Below are 17,198 nucleotides of genomic sequence, written 5' to 3' on the forward strand. Positions count from 1 at the left end.
GGACCAGGCGCTACGAGGCCCGCGTCAGGAGCGCGACCGGCAGCCCGCCGAGCAGCTCGGCCAGCGACACCTCACCACCGGCGACCTCGCGGCCCGTCAGCAGCTCGCGCCATCCGCCGTCGACCTCGGGCAGCTGCAGCGTGGTGTCGCCCCAGCCCCCGCGCGCCTCGAGCGCGATGGGCAGCCGCGTCGCGATCGCCACCGCTCCCCCGCGGTCGTAGGCGATCGCGTGCGCAGCGGCGTCGCCGTGCGCGAGCAGCGGCGCGTACTCGGTGAAGCGCTCCGGGTGCTCGCGCCGGAGGCGCAGCGCCTCGCGCACCAGGCGGGTCTTCGCCACCTCGAGATCCGCCTCCGCCGACCACGCGCCGGAGAGCGGCTCGTGCGCCTGCGCGCGCAGCGCATCCATGCGCTCCCAGTCGATGGGCCTGCGGTTGTCGGGGTCGACGAGCGACTGCTCGAGCGCCTCCGACCCTTGATAGACGTCGGGGAATCCGGGGATCGTGAGGTTGAGCAGCTTGGCCGACAGCACGTTCGCGCGGAAGCCCGCCTCGGTCGCAGCCAGGAAGGCCTCGACGTCGCTGCGCGCCGGCTCTGCCAGGACGTTGCGCACCAGCTCGGCCAGGTGCGACTCGAAGCGGGTGTCGGGATCGGTCCAGTGGGTGATCGCGTCGGCCTCGCGCGCCGCCTTCTCCATGTAGGCGATGAGGCGATCCTCGCTCGCCGGCCACGCGCCCACGACCGCCTGCAGCAGCAGGTTGACGAAGGCTCGGCCCTGTCGCGGTGCGAAGACGAGCAGCTTGTCGAGCAGCTCCTCCCACGCGGTCGGCAGCTCGGCGATCGTCGTGATGCGCGCGCGCACATCCTCGCCGCGCTTCGTGTCGTGGGTCGAGAGGGCGTTCATCGCCTGCGGCCACTCGGCCTGGCGCTGCGCCATGAGCGCGTGGAAGTCGGTCGGCTCGACCGCGAAGACCTCGGGGTCGCCGCCCACCTCGTTGAGGCTCGTGAGTCGCGAGTAGCGGTAGAACGCGGTGTCCTCGACGCCCTTCGCCATCACCATGCCGCTCGTCTGCTGGAAGCGCAGGGCAGCGGGCTGGCGCGGGTCGCCGAGCACGGACAGCAGCGCGTCGATCGTGTCGGAGAGGTCTGGCCGGTAGTGCTTCGCGCGCTCGGCCGCGGTGCCGAGGTGCTCGCGCCCCTCGGGAAGGTAGGAGCGGTAGACCGGGAAGCACGCGAGCAGCTCGGCGATCGCGTCGGCGGCGTCGGCCGGCGTGCCGTCGCCGACGGACGCGCGCACCTCGCGCTCGAGCCGCAGCACCTCCGCGCGCAGGATCGTGTCGGCGATGCGCCGCTTGGTGCGATGCGTCAGCTCGGCCCAGTCGACCGCGTCGCCGCCGCGCAGGCGCGCGTCGAGCGCGTCGAGGGCATCGGCGGCGGATGCGTCGGTGAGCACCCGGTCGATGGCGCCGAGGGTGTCGTAGCCGGTGGTGCCCGCGGTCGCCCAGCGGGGCAGCTGCTCCCCGGGCTCGAGGATCTTCTCGACCAGTACGAACGCGCCGCCCGTGATCCGGTCGAGGTCCTCGAGGTAGCCGGCCGGATCGCGCAGGCCATCCGGGTGGTCCACGCGCAGGCCCTGCACGAGGCTGTCGTCGAACCAGCGCTCGATCTCGACATGGGTCGACGCGAACACCTCCGGCAGCTCGACGCGCACCGCCGCGAGCGTCGTCACCGCGAAGAACCGGCGGTAGTTCAGCTGGTCGTCGCCCTGCTTCCAGTGGCCGAGCCGGTAGTGCTGGCGCTCGAGCACCTCCTGGGGCGTGCCGCTCCCCGTGCCGGCCGCGACGGGCAGCCGGGTGTCCCAGTAGCGCAGCGCGACGGCCTCGCCGCTCGCGTCGTGCTCGAGCTCCAGGTGCGCGACCGCGCCGTCCTCCGACCAGTCGTCGTCGCCGACGATCGGCAGCAGCAGCCTGTCGCCCCCGGCCGCCCAATCGATGTCGAACGCCGATGCCACGGCGCTCTCGCGCCCCTCGCGCAGCAGCTGCCACCACCACGCGTTGTGCTCGGGCGTCGCGACGCCCATGTGGTTGGGCACGATGTCGACCAGCACGCCCATGCCGAGCCTGCGCGCCTCGCGCGCCACCGCATCCAGCCCCTCAGCACCGCCGCGCGACTCGTCGACCCGCTCGTGCGAGACGACGTCGTAGCCGTGGTCGCTGCCCGGCTCGGCCTGCAGGATGGGCGACAGGTACACCCAGTCGACACCGAGGTCGGCCAGCGCCTCGAGCCGTTCGGCAGCGTCGAACAGCGTGAACGTCTGGGTGATCTGCAGTCGGTAGGTGCTCTGCGGCGTGCGCACGTGCTCTCCTTGGGTCAGTCGTCCGAGGGCCGCTCGCCGCTCGCGTTGAGCGGGCGGTGGTCGGCCTGCGACGCCTCGATGATGGTGATGGAGCCGGTCGCGGCGGCGATCGAGGCAGACACCGAGTAGTCGTGCTCGACCGGCGGCACGTGCTCGCGCAGCACCGCGATCGTGCGCGGGGCGAGACGGCCCGTCTCGCCTGCCTCGATCGGTCCCTGCCGCTCCTCCTGCGCGCTCGTGTCGATCAGCACATCCCACGCCTTCGCGTACTCGCTCGGCGGGAACACGACCTCGCGCTCCTCCTCCGAGGCGTTGCAGTAGATCAGGAAGTGGTTGTCGGTGATGACCTCGCCGCGGTCGCCGCGACCGGCGATCCCGTGGCCGTTGAGGTACATGCCGAGCGTCTTCTCGGCCTCCGCCTCCTGCCAGTCGCCGTCCTCCATGGGGGTGCCGTCGACGCGCAGCCACACGATGTCGTTGAGGCGCTCGCCGTCGCCCGTGCGCACGGTCTTGCCGGTGAAGAACCGCTTGCGACGGAAGGTGGGGTGATCCTGCCGCAGCTTGGCGACCGCCGCCGTGAACTCGATGAGCGGCTGGTCGATGCTCTCCCAATCGATCCAGCTGAGCTCCGAGTCCTGCGCGTAGGTGTTGTTGTTGCCCTGCTGGGTGCGGCCGAGCTCGTCGCCGTGCAGCAGCATCGGCACGCCCTGGCTCAGCAGCAGCGTGGCGATGAAGTTGCGCTGCTGACGAGCCCGCACCCGCAGGATCTCAGGGTCGTCGGTCGGGCCCTCGGCGCCGTAGTTGTACGAGCGGTTGTGGCTCTCGCCGTCGTTGCCGTCCTCGCCATTGGCGTCGTTGTGCTTCTCGTTGTAGCTGACGAGGTCGCGGAGCGTGAAGCCGTCGTGCGCGGTGACGAAGTTGATGGATGCGACCGGTCGCCGCCCCGAGTGCTCGTACAGGTCGGCGGAGCCGGCCAGCCGGCTGGCGAACTCGCCGAGCGCCGTGGGCTCACCGCGCCAGAAGTCGCGCACCTGGTCGCGGTACTTGCCGTTCCACTCGGTCCACTGCGGGGGGAAGTTGCCGACCTGGTAGCCGCCCGGGCCGATGTCCCACGGCTCGGCGATGAGCTTGACCTGGCTGATCACCGGATCCTGCTGCACGAGCTCGAAGAAGGTCGACAGCTTGTCGACGTCGTAGAACTCGCGCGCGAGGGTCGCGGCGAGGTCGAAGCGGAAGCCGTCGACGTGCATCTCGGTGACCCAGTAGCGCAGGCTGTCCATGATCATCTGCAGCGAGTGCGGGTGCGCGACGTTGAGGCTGTTGCCCGTGCCCGTGTAGTCCATGTAGTGCTGCTCGTCGCCCTCGACCAGGCGGTAGTAGGCCTGGTTGTCGATGCCGCGCCAGCTGAGCGTCGGGCCGAGGTGGTTGCCCTCCGCCGTGTGGTTGTAGACGACGTCGAGGATCACCTCGATGCCGGCGGCGTGCATGGCCTTCACCATCGCCTTGAACTCCTGCACCTGCTGGCCGAGCTCGCCGGTGCCGGCGTAGTCGGCGTGCGGGGCGAAGAAGCTGAGCGTGTTGTAGCCCCAGTAGTTGCGCAGCCCCTTCTCGGCGAGCGTCGCGTCGTGCACGAACTGGTGCACGGGCATCAGCTCGAGGGCGGTCACGCCGATCTTCTGCAGGTGGCTGATGATCGACGGATGCGCGAGGCCCGCGTAGGTGCCGCGCAGCGACTCGGGCAGGTCGGGGTGGGTCTGCGTCAGGCCCTTGACGTGCGCCTCGTAGATGACGGTCTCGTTGTAGGGCGTGCGCGGGTAGCGGTCGCCCGTCCAGTCGAAGAAGGGGTTGATGACGACGCCCTTGACCATGTTGCTGGCGGAGTCGTCGTCGTTGCGGCTGAGCGGGTCGCCGAAGTCGTAGCTGTGGAGCGGCTGGCCCCACGTGATCGTGCCGCTGGTCGCCTTCGCGTAGGGGTCGAGGAGCAGCTTGTTGGGGTTGTGCCGCAGGCCGCGCTCGGGCTCGTAGGGGCCGTGCACGCGGTAGCCGTAGCGCTGGCCGGGCTGCACCGTCGGCAGGTAGCCGTGCCAGACGTAGGCGTCGACCTCCCGCAGCTCGACGCGCGTCTCGACGTCGTCCTCGTCGAAGAGGCACAGCTCGACCTTCTCGGCCGACTCGGTGAAGAGTGCGAAGTTGGTGCCGGTGCCGTCGAACGTGGCGCCGAGCGGGTAGGCGTCTCCCGGCCACACCGGGAGATCAGGGGTCGTGTCAGTCACTCTGCCGAGTGTATGGGGGACGAGTGGCGAACTCCTGAGTCCCGGAGCGGCGACGCGCGGCTCGTCAGCCGCCCACGGCGGCTGCGACGTCTGCGAACGAGCGCGGCACGTACCCGCCGTGCGCCTGCTCGCCGCGGACGAGCTCGCCCGAGCCGGTCTCAGCGCTGCCGAGCACCGCCCAGGGGTCCACGACCCGCACGTCGTGCCCGTCGAGGTGCAACCGCCGGATGCCCTCCAGCACCATCCGCTTGGCGATGTCGTTGGTGCGGTGCACGCGGTCGAGGTCGATGACGATGGGAGCGTCGCTGATCGGCTCCTCGGCGAAGGCGCGCAGCACCTGCTCCGCCTCCACGATGTGCAGGTCGCCCATGATCTCGTGCACCGGCACGCCCGCCCGCTCGCGCCGTCGCGACACCGACTGGGAGGCCCCCGACGCAGCCATGAGGTGCAGATCCATGTCGTGGTTGAGCCGCTCGAAGATCCGCACGCCGCGCGCGCTGTTCCCGTGGGCGTCGAGCCGCGGCGAGAAGGCCGCGATGCCGATCTGGCTCGGCAGCACGCCCATGAGCCCGCCGGCGACCCCGCTCTTCGCGGGGATGCCGACCGAGGTGAGCCAGTCGCCGGCGGAGTTGTACATGCCGCACGTCGCCATGACGCTGAGCACCTGGCGGTTCACGATCGGGTCGATCACCTGCTCGCCCTGCGGCGTCCTCCCGCCGGTCGCGAGCACCGCCGCCATCCGTGCGAGGTCGCGCACGGTGACCAGCACGGAGCACTGCCGGGTGTAGCCGCGGACGATGTCGGCGGGGTCGCCGTCGAGCGTGCCTGCCGTGCGCATCATGTAGGCGAGGCCCATGTTGCGGTCGGCTTCCGAGAGCTCGGACTCGAAGACGTCCTCCGCCACGCTCAGCCGGCGCCCCGCGAGGCGGCTGGAGAGCTCGAGGATGCGCTCGAACCGCGCATCGGCGTCGTCGCCGCGCACCAGGGCGTGCGCGGCGATCGCGCCAGCGTTGATCATCGGGTTCCTGGGGCGACCCGTCTCCCGGTCGAGGGAGATCTCGTTGAACGCGTCGCCGGAGGGCTCGACGTCGATGTGCTCGAGCACCGCGCCGATCCCCCGGTCGGCGATCGCGAGCGCGTAGGTGAACGGCTTCGAGATGGATTGGATGGTGAACTCGACGTCGGCGTCGCCGGCGACGTAGACCTCCCCGTCGAGCGTCGAGACCGCGACCGCCAGCCGATCCGGGTCGGCGTGGGCGAGCTCGGGGATGTAGCCGGCGACCTCACCCGAGTCGTCGCCGAGCGAGTCGAGCAGGAGGTGCAAGTAGTCGATCATCGGCGTCTGCATGCCCTGATGCTGGCACAGGCGCGCGGGGCCGGCGCGGCGGTCTCCCCAGGCGCTCACGCGCGGCCGGCCGTCGTCCTCAGTCGCCGACCACGCGCTCCTCGCCGCCCGTGATGCGCAGCAGCTCGGCGTAGGTCAGCATGAAGACCGTCTCGGGCGTGCCCGCCGCAGCCGAGAGCTCCGGGTAGTCCCGCAGCGCCACGTCGACGATCGTGCGGATGCGCGCGGGATGCCCCAGCGGCGCGACGCCGCCGATCACCTGGCCCGTCGCCTCGCGCACCTGCGCCGGCGTGGCCCGCTCGATCGCGCCGGCCCCCAGCTGCTCGGCGAGCGCGACGGTGTCGACGCGGTGGCGGCCCGAGGTCATGACGAGCAGCGGCGCCTCCGACATCCAGAAGATGAGCGAGTTGGCGATCGCGCCGACCTCGATGCCGAGGGCCGCCGCCGCGGCCTTCGCGGTGTGCACGCCGTCGGGGAACCGCAGGATCTCGCGGTCGATGCCGTGCTCGAGCAGCTGGAGCCTGACGGCCTCGGCCCTGGGCGGGAGCATCATGCGATGCGGCTCCCGGGTGCGAGCGTGCGCGCGGGCGAGCGCACCGCGCCGACCGCGCCCCAGACCGCGAGCGCCGCGAGCGCGACGTGGATGGACATGCCGACGAACCAGCTGGGCGCGGTGCGCTCCCACAGGTCGTCGTACGGATCCTCGTACTCGGCGCTGTAGCCGACGCAGGACTCGACCATGGGCGGCAGCTGCGCGACGCGCACGCCGAAGGCGATCTGACCGAAGAGGTCGCCCGGGTAGCCGTCGGCGTTCAGCTGCGGCGGGATGGCGTCGGCCACGATCACGTACGGGTTCGCCGCCAGCAGCCACCAGGCGCGATCGGGCCGCTGCACGACCGTCTCGTAGGTCTGGTCGGTGACGCGGCACGTCGACTCGTCGGTCTGCTCGTCGTAGCCGTACTCGATCTCGTTGCGCGTCTCGGTGGTCTGGAAGGCGAAGGCGCCGACCCCGAAGCCGATCAGGGTGCCGACGGAGAAGGTGGCCACCACGAGGTAGGTGACGACGGTGGAGAGCACCGGCTTGCGGATCACCCCGGAGAGGCCGACGCCGATGGCGGAGATGACGCCGATCTCGAGCACGAGCAGCGAGATCGAGATCGCCACCGCCTCGATGCGCAGCCCGCCGAGCAGTGCCGCGGCGACCATGAAGGGCACGCACACCGCCAGGAAGCCGAGGGAGGCGATCCAGGAGCCGATGACCTTGCCCAGCACGAGCTGGGCGCTGGAGACCTGCGTCACCTGGGTGGAGGCGAGCGTGCCCGCGTCGCGGTCGCCGTTGATGGCGTTGCCCGACAGCGCGGGTGTGACGAGCGAGGTGACGAGCAGCACCAGGAAGATCGTCATCGCGAAGATCGCGTTGCCGAGGTCGCGCTGGTAGCCCTGCAGCGACAGGAACAGCACGACGATGACGCCGCCGACGACGATCGCCACGATGCCCAGCAGCACGTACCAGGCGACGGAGCGCACGCGCTGCTTGAGCTCCAGCCCGACGACGACGCCGAGCATGCGCATCCAGGCGCTCATCGCGCACCCCCGCGGTCGCCGGAGAGCCCGAGGTAGGTGCGCTCGATCTCGCCGACCGCCGGAGCGAAGTGCGTCACCGGCACACCCCCCTGCACGAGCCGCGCCAGCAGGTCGGCCGCGTCGGCCTCGCTGTCGAGCGCGACGTGCGCGACGTCGCCGTCGATGCGCACGCGGTCGAAGGCGACGCCGATGCTCGCGAGCTGGAAGCTGAGCGCCGACGCCTGCCCCGCGTCGCGGGCGAGTGCCTTGATGCGCCACTCGCGAGAGGCCTGCTTCGCGAGCACGAGCCGCTCGCCGCCGACGACCTCGCCGCGGTCGACGAAGACGGCATCCTGCGCCATCTCGTCGAGCTCGGAGAGGTCGTGGCTGGAGATGAGCACGGTGCCTCCCTCGGCCGCGAAGTCGCGCAGCAGCTCGCGCAGCTCGACGCGCGAGGTGGGGTCGAGGCCGGCCGCCGGCTCGTCGAGCAGCAGCACCCGCGGCCGGTGCACGAGCGCTCGGGCGAGGCCGAGGCGCTGCTGCTGACCGCGCGAGAGCACTCGGCTCGGGCGATCGGCGAGCTCCTCGAGCCGGGCGACGATGATCAGCTCGTCGGCTCGCTCGCTCGCGTCGGCCTTCGGCATGCCGTGCAGCCGGCCGACGGTCGTGAGGATCGTGTGCGGCGTGAGCGTGCGCCAGGAGCCCAGGACATCCGGCATCCACCCCATCGCCCGTCGCACGGCGCGGGGATCGCGCACGGGATCGGCCCCGTCGATGCGGATCGCACCCGCATCGGGCGCGAGCAGGGAGGCGAGCATGAGCAGCAGCGTCGTCTTGCCCGCCCCGTTCGGCCCGATGAGCCCGGTCACGCGGCCGGGCTTCGCGTGGAAGGTCATCTGCCGCACCGCCTGCACGCTCCCGAAGCTGCGGGCGACGCCGTCGACCAGGATGCCGCCGGCATCGGGGCCGGGCAGCCGCTCCTCCTGCAGCAGCGGATCGACGAAGACGGGCGGGGCGGATGCGGGGATCGGCGCCGGCACGTCCGATCCCTCGGGCGCTGCAGGGGACTGCGATTGCTGCATGGCCACATCATGCCCGCGAACCGATGCCGCCCGGGGAGCCCCGCCTGAAAGATCCGTCGAGCGGATGACCCTGAGCGCGTCCCCCGGCGCGCACCGTCCGGCGCCTGCCGGGCGCAGCGCGACCGCGCAGCCGCCTCTAGGCTGAGGCGGTGGCAGGCATCTCCAGCACCGGCGGCGTGCGCGGCAGCGGCACGATCGCCGGTGTCGCCCTCGTGCTCGGCGCGATCGCATCGGTGCAGCTCGGCGCGTCGATCGCGAAGACGCTGTTCGACCGCATCGACCCTGCCGGGCTGACGCTGCTGCGGCTCGCGTTCGCGGCACTCGTGATGCTGCTCGTGGCGAGGCCGCGCATCCGCTCCTGGGATCGCGCGGCGTGGCGATCGATCGTCCTGCTCGGGCTCTCGCTCGCGGCGATGAACCTGCTGTTCTACCTCGCGCTGCCGCGGATCCCGATCGCGGTGGCCGTGACGCTCGAGCTGATCGGGCCGCTCGTGCTCGCGCTCGTGCAGTCGCGTCGAGCCATCGACGTCGCATGGGTGGGGATCGCCGCCGTCGGCGTCGGCGTGATCGGCGTGCAGTCGATCGGCGGCGACCTCGACCCGCTCGGCGTGGTGCTCGCGCTCGCGGCCGGCGGCTGCTGGGCCGCGTACATCCTCGCCTCGGCCTCGGTCGGCAGGCACGTGCCCGGCGTCGGCGGCCTCGCCGGCGCGCTCGTCATCGGCACGGTCGGGGTGCTGCCGTTCGGCATCGCCGGCGCGGTCGGGTCGGTCGCGGCCGATGCGAGCGTGCTGCTGCCGGCGTTCGGGGTCGCGATGCTCTCGAGCGCGATCGCCTACGGGCTCGAGATGCTGGCGCTGCGCCGCGTGCCCACGCGGGTCTTCGGGATCATGATGGCGGCCGAGCCCGCTGCTGCGGCGATCTTCGCGTTCCTTGTGCTCAGCGAGCTGCTGACGGTGTGGGACCTGCTCGCGATCGCGCTCGTGATCATCGCCTCCACGGGCGTCGCCGTGACCGCGGCACGGGGGCGGGCGATGCCGCCGGGGACGGGTCAGGTGCCGCTAGTGCCGTGAGGGGTGTCGCGCACCGCTGCACGCGCGCTACGCTCGCAGCACCCCGGCCGCAGCGCGGCCCGGGCTGCCGAGAGGAGGCACCCGTGCGCACACGCATCGCATCCGCACCACTGCACACCGCCGCCCTCGGACCGCGCTCCTGACACGACGCGCACGCCCCGGGGCCGGCAGGCACTGCGCGGTCGGCGCTCGACGCCGCCGCCGTCTGGAGGATCCATGGAGCTCCGCTCCCCTGCCTCGATCGACGAGGCGAAGCGCTGGCTGCTGGCCAGCGCACCCATGATCGACACCCCCGCCAACCGCGCGAGGCTCGCGCCCGACGCCATCGACCGCACCCTGGCGCGCGGTCACCGCCGACCCGACCTCGTGTGGGCGGCGACCGAGGGCGAGCGCGTGCTCGGCCTGGTCGCCGCTCGAGACTTCGGCTCGGCGCGCCTCATCGACGTGCTGGCGCTGCCTGACGACCCCGGCGCATCCGCCGCCCTCATCAGGCGCGCGACCGAGTGGGCGCTGCCGAGCGAGGAGGCCGAGGTGTCCTTCGGCGCCCCGGCCAAGGCGCCGCTGGAGGATCCGGCGGTGCGGTCGCTGCTCGGCCAGCTCGAGGCGGCCGGCTGGCGGCTGCTCGTCACGCGGCGGCACTACGAGCTCGCCGCGTCAGCCCTCACCGCCCGGGCGACGCCCGACCTGCGCCTCGAGCGCGCCAGCAGCGGCGACGAGGAGCGCCTGGTCGCGCTGCTCGAGCGGGTGCTGCCGGGATCGCTCGACGTGCGCGATCAGGCAGCGGTCGCCGAGCACGGCCTCGAGGTCGCGGCCCAGCGGTGGGCGCGCGAGCTGCTCGAGGCGGATCCGATCGACTGCATCCGGTTCGCGAGCGACGACGGGCACGACCTCGGCCTCGTCTCCTGGCTGACCGTGCCGAGCCGCAGCGGCTTCGTGCTGCAGGTCGGCGTCGAGGCCGCAGCGCGCGGGCGCGGGATCGGTCGCGCGCTGGTGGCAGCGGCGACCGCCGGCCTGCTCGCCGAGGGAGCGCTCACGCTCATCGCCGACACCGACGACGCGAACGCGCCGATGCAGCGCGCCTTCGCAGCGGAGGGCTGGCGAGCGACCGAGACGCGCGTCGACCTGCACCTGCCCTGAGCTCGCCGCCCGCCCGCGCGGCGCCCTCGACTGCGAGGATGGATGCGTGGGCGAGCGCGACGAGGATGCCCGGCGGTGGGCGCCGCCGGGGCATCCGGCTGCGCGCGACGAGGCGGGGCACGAGCGGGGGCGCCGCGACGCCGCCCGCGACGAACCGGGAGCCTCGCCCGCAGCGCCGTGGACGCGCGGGGCGGTGCGACCCTCGGGCTCGGCGGGCGCATCCGCCGTGCCGCCCTCGGAGCTCGCGCCGCCGGCCGTGCCGTGGATCGCGCCGCCGGAGGAGGCCGGCACCGCACGCCGGGAGCCGTCGATGCTGCCGATCGCGCTCGGACTCGCGCTGCTGGCGGCCCTCGCCTGCGTGCCGCACTGGGTGGCACCGACCATCGCGATCATGGTGGCGCTCGTCGGGCTGCCGATCGCGTGGGGGTTCCGGCGCATCTCGCACGGGCGGCGACGGGTGCAGTACGTGGTGGTGGTGCTGACGCTCGCGCTCATCGCGGCGCTGTCGGTCGTGGCGCCGCTGACGTGGCTCGAGCTGGGCGTGCTCCAGCCGCTGACGCTGCCCGACTGAGCCTCGGCTCAGCAGGTGCCGTTGGCCTGCAGGGCGGGGTCGCTGATGATGCCGCCGTCGATCGCGAAGCCCGCGACGAGCTCGTCGCCGACGACCTCGATCGACCGCAGGGTGAGCGCCGCGGGCAGCGACGACGCGATGCAGACGCTGCGCTCCTGCAGCAGCGGCTCGAGCAGCCCGCCGAGCTGCTGCCGCAGCTGGTCTGCGGTGACCGTCACCTCGCCGACCGTGCCCTCGACGGGAGCGAGCAGCAGCTCGCCCTCGGCGGCGCTCGGCGCGAGCACGAGGCCGAGCGGGATCGCGGCGCCCAGGAGGTCGACCTCGGTCGACGCGGTGACGTTCGGCGCATCGAGCTCGATCGACTCGGCGGGGAACCCGTCGATCGTCGACAGCAGCGCTCGCAGCTGCTCGGTGCTCATGCGCACCTGCGCCGAGCCGCCCTCGGCTGCGCCGCCTCGGATCGGCACGCCGTCGGCCTGGGCCGTGACGTCGCCGCTGAACGAGCCGACCGCGACGTCGTCGGCGGCGATGCGCACGTCCGTGAGCACGCCGGCGATCAGCTGCGGCACGAGGATGCCGTCGACCTGGACCTCCATGGCCTGATCGGCGGGCAGCCCCAGCTGCTCCACGACGGTGGACCGCACGGTATCCGGCACCACCTGGCGCGCGATCAGCTCGGCGACCGCCGCGAGCGCCGCCACGAGCACGACCACGACGCCGAGCACGATCAGCCAGCGCCCTCGGCGGGGCTGCGCTCGGACCTCGCCGCTGGAGCTCGCAGTCATGGGGAAAGCGTAGACGCGCGGCGGTGAGCGCGCGATTCGGGTCGAGGCGTTGCCGACCGGTCACCCGCACGACGTACGGTGTGCTTGGCGCGACCGCGACGGTCGCCGAGCGCAGGAGCGAGGAGAGCCACATGCCTGAGTACGACGTCATCGTGATCGGTGCCGGCGCGGTGGGCGAGAACGTCGCCGATCGTGCCGTCCAGGGCGGCTTGACGACCGCCATCGTCGAGGCCGAGCTGGTCGGCGGCGAGTGCTCCTACTGGGCCTGCATGCCGTCGAAGGCGCTGCTGCGCAGCGCAGCGGCGCTGCGGGCAGCACAGGATGTGGAGGGCGCGACGCAGGCCATCACCGGCGGGGTGGATGCCGCCGCGGTGCTGCGCCGGCGGGATCGGATCACGAACGGCCGCGACGATGCCTCGCAGGTGCAGTGGCTGGAGGGCGCGGGCATCGACCTGGTGCGCGGCCACGCCACGCTCACCGGGGTCAAGCGGATGCAGGTGACGGCGCCGGACGGCGCGGTCACCGAGCTGACGGCCCGGCAGGCGGTGGTGATCGCCACCGGCTCCGCAGCGCTGCTGCCCGACATCCCGGGACTCGCCGAGATCGAGCCGTGGACGAGCCGCGACGCCACTACCGCGACGCACGTGCCCGCTTCGCTCGCGATCCTCGGCGGCGGCGTCGTCGGCGCCGAGATGGCCACCGCCTACGCCGGCCTGGGCTCCCGGGTCACCCTCATCGTGCGCGGTGCGCTGCTGCAGCAGATGGAGCCGTTCGCCGGCGAGCTGGTCGCAGCCTCCCTCGAGCAGCTGGGCGTGCGCATCCTCACCGGCGTCGAGGTGCGCGGAGCGCGCCGCACCGGCGAGACCGCCCAGCTCGACCTCTCGGACGGCGAGCGCGTCGCCGCGGACGAGGTGCTGATCGCCGTCGGGCGGACGCCGCGCACGGGCGACCTCGGGCTCGACCGCATCGGCATCGAGCCGGGTCGCTGGCTGGATGTGGACGACACCATGCGCGTGCAGGGCTTCGACTGGCTGTACGCGGTCGGCGACGTCAACCACCGCGCGCTGCTCACCCACCAGGGCAAGTACCAGGCGCGCGCCGCCGGCGACGCGATCGCCGCGCGCGCGAAGGGCTTGCCCATCCACGACGCGCCGTGGGGTGCCCACGTCGCCACCGCGGATCACGCGCACGTCCCGCAGGTGACCTTCACCGACCCCGAGGTGGCGTCCGTCGGGCTCACCGAGAGCGCGGCTCGCGCCGCGGGCCACCGCATCCGAGTCCTCGACCACGACCTCGCGTCGATCGCGGGCGCCGCCACCCGCGCCGACCACTACGAGGGCAAGGCCCGGGCGATCGTCGACGAGGACCGCGGGATCCTCATCGGCGCGACGTTCGTCGGCCCGGATGTCGCCGAGCTGCTGCACTCGGCGACCATCGCGATCGTCGGAGAGGTCCCGCTCGACCGCCTCTGGCACGCCGTGCCGCCGTACCCCACGGTCAGCGAGGTCTGGCTCCGCTGGCTCGAGGCCTACGGCCGCCCCGCCTGAGCCCTCAGCGGTCGCGGCGCGGGTGCAGCCACGGCGACGCGAGCCGGGTGATGAGCGGCAGGATCAGCCCCACCATGATCGGCGTCAGGATGACGGTGGAGATGAGCAGCCGCAGCGGGAGCACCAGCTCGCCGAACCCGGGGATCAGCCCCAGCAGCCACGTCACGAGCACGTTCATCGGGAAGAACGCGAGCCACACGACGATCATCTGCTTCCACACCGGCGGCGCCGCGGTGACCTGCCGGATCTCGACCCGCACGTCGTCCTCCATCACCACCCCGGCTGGCGCGTCGAACCAGCCCTCGATCCCGGAGCGGCGCTCGATGCGCGACTCCTTGGCGAAGCTGGCGCCGCCGGCGAGCCACTGCTGACGCTCCGGGCTCTGCTCCCAGGCGTCGAGCGAGCCGCGATCCTCGAAGCGGTAGATCATGTGCCAGCGCGGTGTGCGCAGCGATTCGCGCACCCAGCCGGCGCCGAGGAACCCCTCGAACCGCGAGGCCAGATCGACGCCGTGCTGCGACCACGCCTGCGCGTAGCGATCCATGCTCGGATCGACGACGCGCTCGATCGCGACCGTGATCGGTGCCTGCTCCATGCCTCCACCGTGGCAGATGTGCTGTTTCGCGCGCATGTCGGGGACCGATGCGCTGGCCTTCGGAGCGGATGACGGGAATCGAACCCGCGCTATCAGCTTGGGAAGCTGAAGTTCTGCCATTGAACTACATCCGCGCACCGCCGAAGCGGCTGCGCCCATCCTACGCCACCGCGGCTGCGGGGGCGCACCGGGCGGTGCCGGTCAGCGGTCGACGCGCGCCCGTGCGCGCAGGAAGGGGATCGCGAGCAGCGGGCCAGCGGCCTCGCCGCGGGCTGCGGCGCTCCAACCGCGGATCAGGTTGACGAGCGTCATGATGCCGCCGCCGATGTAGGCGACGCCGAGGAGGCTGGCGGTGATCGCGAGCACGATCCCCTGCGGCGATGCGCCGGAGACGCTGCCGCCGCTCGTGAGCGCGAACAGCAGCACGAAGTGCAGCGTCGCCGTGACCAGCACCGACGCCAGCCACGTCAACGACCAGTTGAGCGAGCCGCGGGAGTTCGCCTCATCGACCCCGCCGTTGCGGACCGCGCCGCCGCGCACGCCCAGCAGCACGAGCGGCACGATCAGCAGCGGCAGCAGCGGGATCGGCAGGTAGGCGAGGAGCTGCAGCGCCCAGTGGCGCACACCCGTCGACGGGCGGTGCGGCACGCCGCCGGGCGCGTAGCCGCCGTGCTGCTGCGGGTATCCCTGCGGGTATGCCGGCGGGTACGAGGGGTGCGGGGGCTGCGCGGGCCCCGCGGGGACGCCCGGGTGCTGCTGCGACGGCTGCTCGGTCATGCCACGACGCTAGCGACGCCCTCGGGTCTCCCGCTGGGAGCCTCCTCGGCGCGACCGGTCAGGCGGTCTGCCCCGTCGCCGCCTCGCGGCGCGGCAGCACCCAGTTCGGGCGCACGAAGTGGCAGGTGTAGCCGTTGGGGATGCGCTCGAGGTAGTCCTGGTGCTCCGGCTCCGCCTCCCAGAAGGGCCCGGCGGCCTCGATCGTGGTCACGACCGGGCCCGGCCACAGGGCCGAGGCGTCAACGTCGGCGATCGTGTCGCGCGCCTCGCGCTCCTGCTCCGCCGAGAGCGGGAAGATCGCCGAGCGGTAGCTCGTGCCGACGTCGTTGCCCTGGCGGTTCAGCGTCGAGGGGTCGTGGATCTGGAAGAACAGCTCCAGGATCTCGCGATAGCTCGTGCGCTTCGGGTCGAAGACGATCTCGATGGCCTCTGCGTGGCCGGGGTGATCGCGGTAGGTGGCGTGCGCGTTGCTGCCGCCGGTGTAGCCGACGCGGGTGTCGATGACCCCGGGCCGCGCGCGGATGAGATCCTCCATGCCCCAGAAGCATCCGCCCGCCAGCACGGCGGTCTCGGTGCCCTCGGTCTGCGTGATCGTGCCGGTGTCCGTCATCTCATCGCTCCTTCGTCATCGAGGTCGACGCTCGTTCGCGAGCGCTCGCCCTCCTGTCATCAACGCCTTCGGAGCCGGATCTCATCCCGGATGGCGCATCGGCCTCCGGGATCGCCGCACCGCAGCCGTCCTGCGCTCTCGTGCTCGGCGCCTCAGCCCGTCGCGCCTCGCCCGGTCGCGCTCATCCCGTCGCGCCGTGCGCGTGCGCGACGAGCGGCTCGTGCTCGGGGTGGCGCTGGAGCCAGCCCTGCACGAAGGTGCACTGCGGCACGACCTTGCGCCCCGCCTCCGCCGCGTGGTCGAGCGCGAAGGCCGCGAGCGCACTGCCGACGCCGTGCCCGCCGTAGGCGTCGCCGACCACGGTGTGCTGCAGCACCCGGTTGCCGTCGGCATCGTCCACGTACGAGAGCACACCGGCGAGGCGGTCGCCGATGTGCGCCTCGTAGCGGCTGCGGTCGGAGTCGTCGCCCACGATCACGTGGTCCTTGTCGGCCTCATCGCTCATGCCCCCATCCAACCCCTCGGGGCGGGCGGGGACAAGGCTCACGCGCGGTCGGTCGGCTGCGCGCCCGGCGCGCCGCCGTCCGCCGAGGCGGTTCCGGGAGCGCCAGTGTCGACCGCCGCCGACCCCTGGCCGGTCGCCGCCGCGAGCTCGCTCTCGGGGCTCATGGTGTCGTGCAGCTTCACCGGCTCGGCGCCGCTGCCCTTGCGCTTGCGCTTGCGCGCCGCCGCCCACAGGTTCAGGCCCTCGACCAGCACCGCGAACGCCATCGGCACGTAGATGAGTGCCTTGTCGATGTGGAAGCCGAAGCCGTCGGCGATCAGGAAGACGCCGATGAGCAGCAGGAACGACAGCGCGAGCATCTTGACCGTCGGGTGGCGGTTCACGAACTCGAAGATGTACTTCGCCGAGAACAGCAGGATGCCGAAGGAGATCAGCACGGCGCTGATGATCACGATCATGTTGCTCGTCATGCCGACCGCGGTGATGACCGAGTCGAGCGAGAACACCAGATCCATGAGCAGGATCTGCGCGAGCACGGCACCGAACGTCGCCTTGACCGCGCCGGAGGCGTGCTCCTCCTCGCCCTCGAGCTTCAGGTGGATCTCGTGCACCGCCTTGTAGAGCAGGAAGCCACCGCCGGCGATGAGGATCAGCTCGCGGCCGGAGAACCCCATGCCGAACAGCGTGAAGAGGTCGTCGTTGAGGGTGATGATCCAGCCGGCCAGCAGCACGAGGCCGACGCGCATGACCATGGCGAGCGTGAGGCCGAGGTTGCGGGCTCGCGCCTGCTGCTCCTTCGGGAGCTTCGAGGCGAGGATCGAGATGAAGATGACGTTGTCGACGCCGAGCACGATCTCGAGCACGAACAGCGTGAGGAAGACCGCGATGAGGTCGGGCGTGAATTCGAGGGAGAAGTCCATTTGCCGTCGATCATAGGCACCCGAGGCTTCGGAAGCGCCCTGAGCCGCGCGCGGCGGCGGCGCGG

16 protein-coding genes and 1 tRNA gene are annotated in these 17,198 nt (G+C 72.3%); 4 read left to right on the forward strand and 13 right to left on the reverse strand.

Annotated features, from left to right (window positions below):
* Positions 1–10: 10 nt before the first annotated feature.
* The 6 genes from treY to AA0Z99_RS10260 form a co-directional block, all read right to left on the reverse strand.
* Entirely contained in the window at positions 11–2,353 is a 2,343-nt protein-coding gene (treY, locus tag AA0Z99_RS10235) for a malto-oligosyltrehalose synthase (RefSeq protein WP_413317014.1), read from the reverse strand.
* Positions 2,354–2,367: 14 nt separating this feature from the next.
* Positions 2,368–4,626 (reverse strand): glycogen debranching protein GlgX, encoded by a 2,259-nt coding sequence (gene glgX, locus AA0Z99_RS10240; RefSeq protein WP_413317016.1) that lies wholly within the window; start codon positions 4,624–4,626, stop codon positions 2,368–2,370.
* Between the two features lie 64 nt (positions 4,627–4,690).
* Positions 4,691–5,974 (reverse strand): glutaminase, encoded by a 1,284-nt coding sequence (locus tag AA0Z99_RS10245; protein ID WP_413317017.1) that lies wholly within the window; start codon positions 5,972–5,974, stop codon positions 4,691–4,693.
* A gap of 76 nt (positions 5,975–6,050) precedes the next feature.
* The gene (locus tag AA0Z99_RS10250; protein ID WP_413317019.1) at positions 6,051–6,524 is read right to left on the reverse strand and encodes a YbaK/EbsC family protein; all 474 of its coding nucleotides are present in this window, start codon (positions 6,522–6,524) and stop codon (positions 6,051–6,053) included.
* Positions 6,521–7,555 carry an ABC transporter permease gene (locus AA0Z99_RS10255; protein ID WP_413317020.1) on the reverse strand — a complete coding sequence of 345 codons (1,035 nt, stop codon included), beginning with the start codon at positions 7,553–7,555 and terminating at the stop codon, positions 6,521–6,523. Before AA0Z99_RS10255 ends, AA0Z99_RS10250 begins: the two co-directional genes overlap by 4 nt.
* Positions 7,552–8,616, reverse strand: a complete 1,065-nt coding sequence (locus AA0Z99_RS10260) for an ABC transporter ATP-binding protein (protein WP_413317022.1) — start codon at positions 8,614–8,616, stop codon at positions 7,552–7,554. The genes AA0Z99_RS10255 and AA0Z99_RS10260 overlap by 4 nt, the downstream gene beginning before the upstream one ends.
* Positions 8,617–8,765: 149 nt before the next feature.
* Between AA0Z99_RS10260 and AA0Z99_RS10265 the strand changes: the two genes are divergently transcribed.
* The 3 genes from AA0Z99_RS10265 (at position 8,766) to AA0Z99_RS10275 (ending at position 11,394) form a co-directional block, all read left to right on the forward strand.
* Positions 8,766–9,686, forward strand: a complete 921-nt coding sequence (locus tag AA0Z99_RS10265; protein WP_413317024.1) for an EamA family transporter — start codon at positions 8,766–8,768, stop codon at positions 9,684–9,686.
* Positions 9,687–9,902: 216 nt separating this feature from the next.
* On the forward strand, positions 9,903–10,823 hold the full coding sequence (locus AA0Z99_RS10270) for an N-acetyltransferase family protein (protein WP_413317026.1): 921 nt from the start codon (positions 9,903–9,905) through the stop codon (positions 10,821–10,823).
* A gap of 46 nt (positions 10,824–10,869) precedes the next feature.
* Positions 10,870–11,394 (forward strand): hypothetical protein, encoded by a 525-nt coding sequence (locus tag AA0Z99_RS10275; protein WP_413317028.1) that lies wholly within the window; start codon positions 10,870–10,872, stop codon positions 11,392–11,394.
* Between the two features lie 8 nt (positions 11,395–11,402).
* Here AA0Z99_RS10275 and AA0Z99_RS10280 read toward each other — a convergent pair whose 3' ends face one another.
* Positions 11,403–12,179 (reverse strand): LmeA family phospholipid-binding protein, encoded by a 777-nt coding sequence (locus tag AA0Z99_RS10280; RefSeq protein ID WP_413317029.1) that lies wholly within the window; start codon positions 12,177–12,179, stop codon positions 11,403–11,405.
* 131 nt (positions 12,180–12,310) lie between these two features.
* Here AA0Z99_RS10280 and AA0Z99_RS10285 point away from each other — a divergent pair, with 131 nt between their 5' ends.
* A complete protein-coding gene (locus AA0Z99_RS10285) occupies positions 12,311–13,726 on the forward strand; it encodes a dihydrolipoyl dehydrogenase family protein (protein ID WP_413317031.1) in 1,416 nt (471 codons plus the stop codon).
* Positions 13,727–13,730: 4 nt separating this feature from the next.
* Here AA0Z99_RS10285 and AA0Z99_RS10290 read toward each other — a convergent pair whose 3' ends face one another.
* The 6 genes from AA0Z99_RS10290 to AA0Z99_RS10315 all read right to left on the reverse strand — a co-directional run bounded on the left by AA0Z99_RS10290 (position 13,731) and on the right by AA0Z99_RS10315 (position 17,133).
* Positions 13,731–14,321, reverse strand: coding sequence for an antibiotic biosynthesis monooxygenase (locus tag AA0Z99_RS10290; protein ID WP_413317033.1), 591 nt, complete (start codon positions 14,319–14,321; stop codon positions 13,731–13,733).
* Between the two features lie 63 nt (positions 14,322–14,384).
* A tRNA-Gly gene (locus AA0Z99_RS10295) sits at positions 14,385–14,455 on the reverse strand.
* 67 nt (positions 14,456–14,522) lie between these two features.
* Complete coding sequence (locus AA0Z99_RS10300) at positions 14,523–15,098, reverse strand: hypothetical protein (protein WP_413317035.1); 576 nt, start codon at positions 15,096–15,098, stop codon at positions 14,523–14,525.
* Positions 15,099–15,156: 58 nt separating this feature from the next.
* Positions 15,157–15,708 carry a peptide-methionine (S)-S-oxide reductase MsrA gene (gene msrA / locus AA0Z99_RS10305; protein WP_413317037.1) on the reverse strand — a complete coding sequence of 184 codons (552 nt, stop codon included), beginning with the start codon at positions 15,706–15,708 and terminating at the stop codon, positions 15,157–15,159.
* 181 nt (positions 15,709–15,889) lie between these two features.
* A complete protein-coding gene (locus AA0Z99_RS10310; RefSeq protein ID WP_413317039.1) occupies positions 15,890–16,213 on the reverse strand; it encodes a GNAT family N-acetyltransferase in 324 nt (107 codons plus the stop codon).
* Between the two features lie 38 nt (positions 16,214–16,251).
* Positions 16,252–17,133: a TerC family protein gene (locus AA0Z99_RS10315; protein ID WP_413317041.1), complete on the reverse strand. Its 882-nt coding sequence runs from the start codon at positions 17,131–17,133 to the stop codon at positions 16,252–16,254.
* Between the last annotated feature and the right edge of the window lie 65 nt (positions 17,134–17,198).

Origin of the sequence: Agrococcus phoenicis (assembly GCF_047302415.1) — a bacterium.
GTDB lineage: Bacteria > Actinomycetota > Actinomycetes > Actinomycetales > Microbacteriaceae > Agrococcus.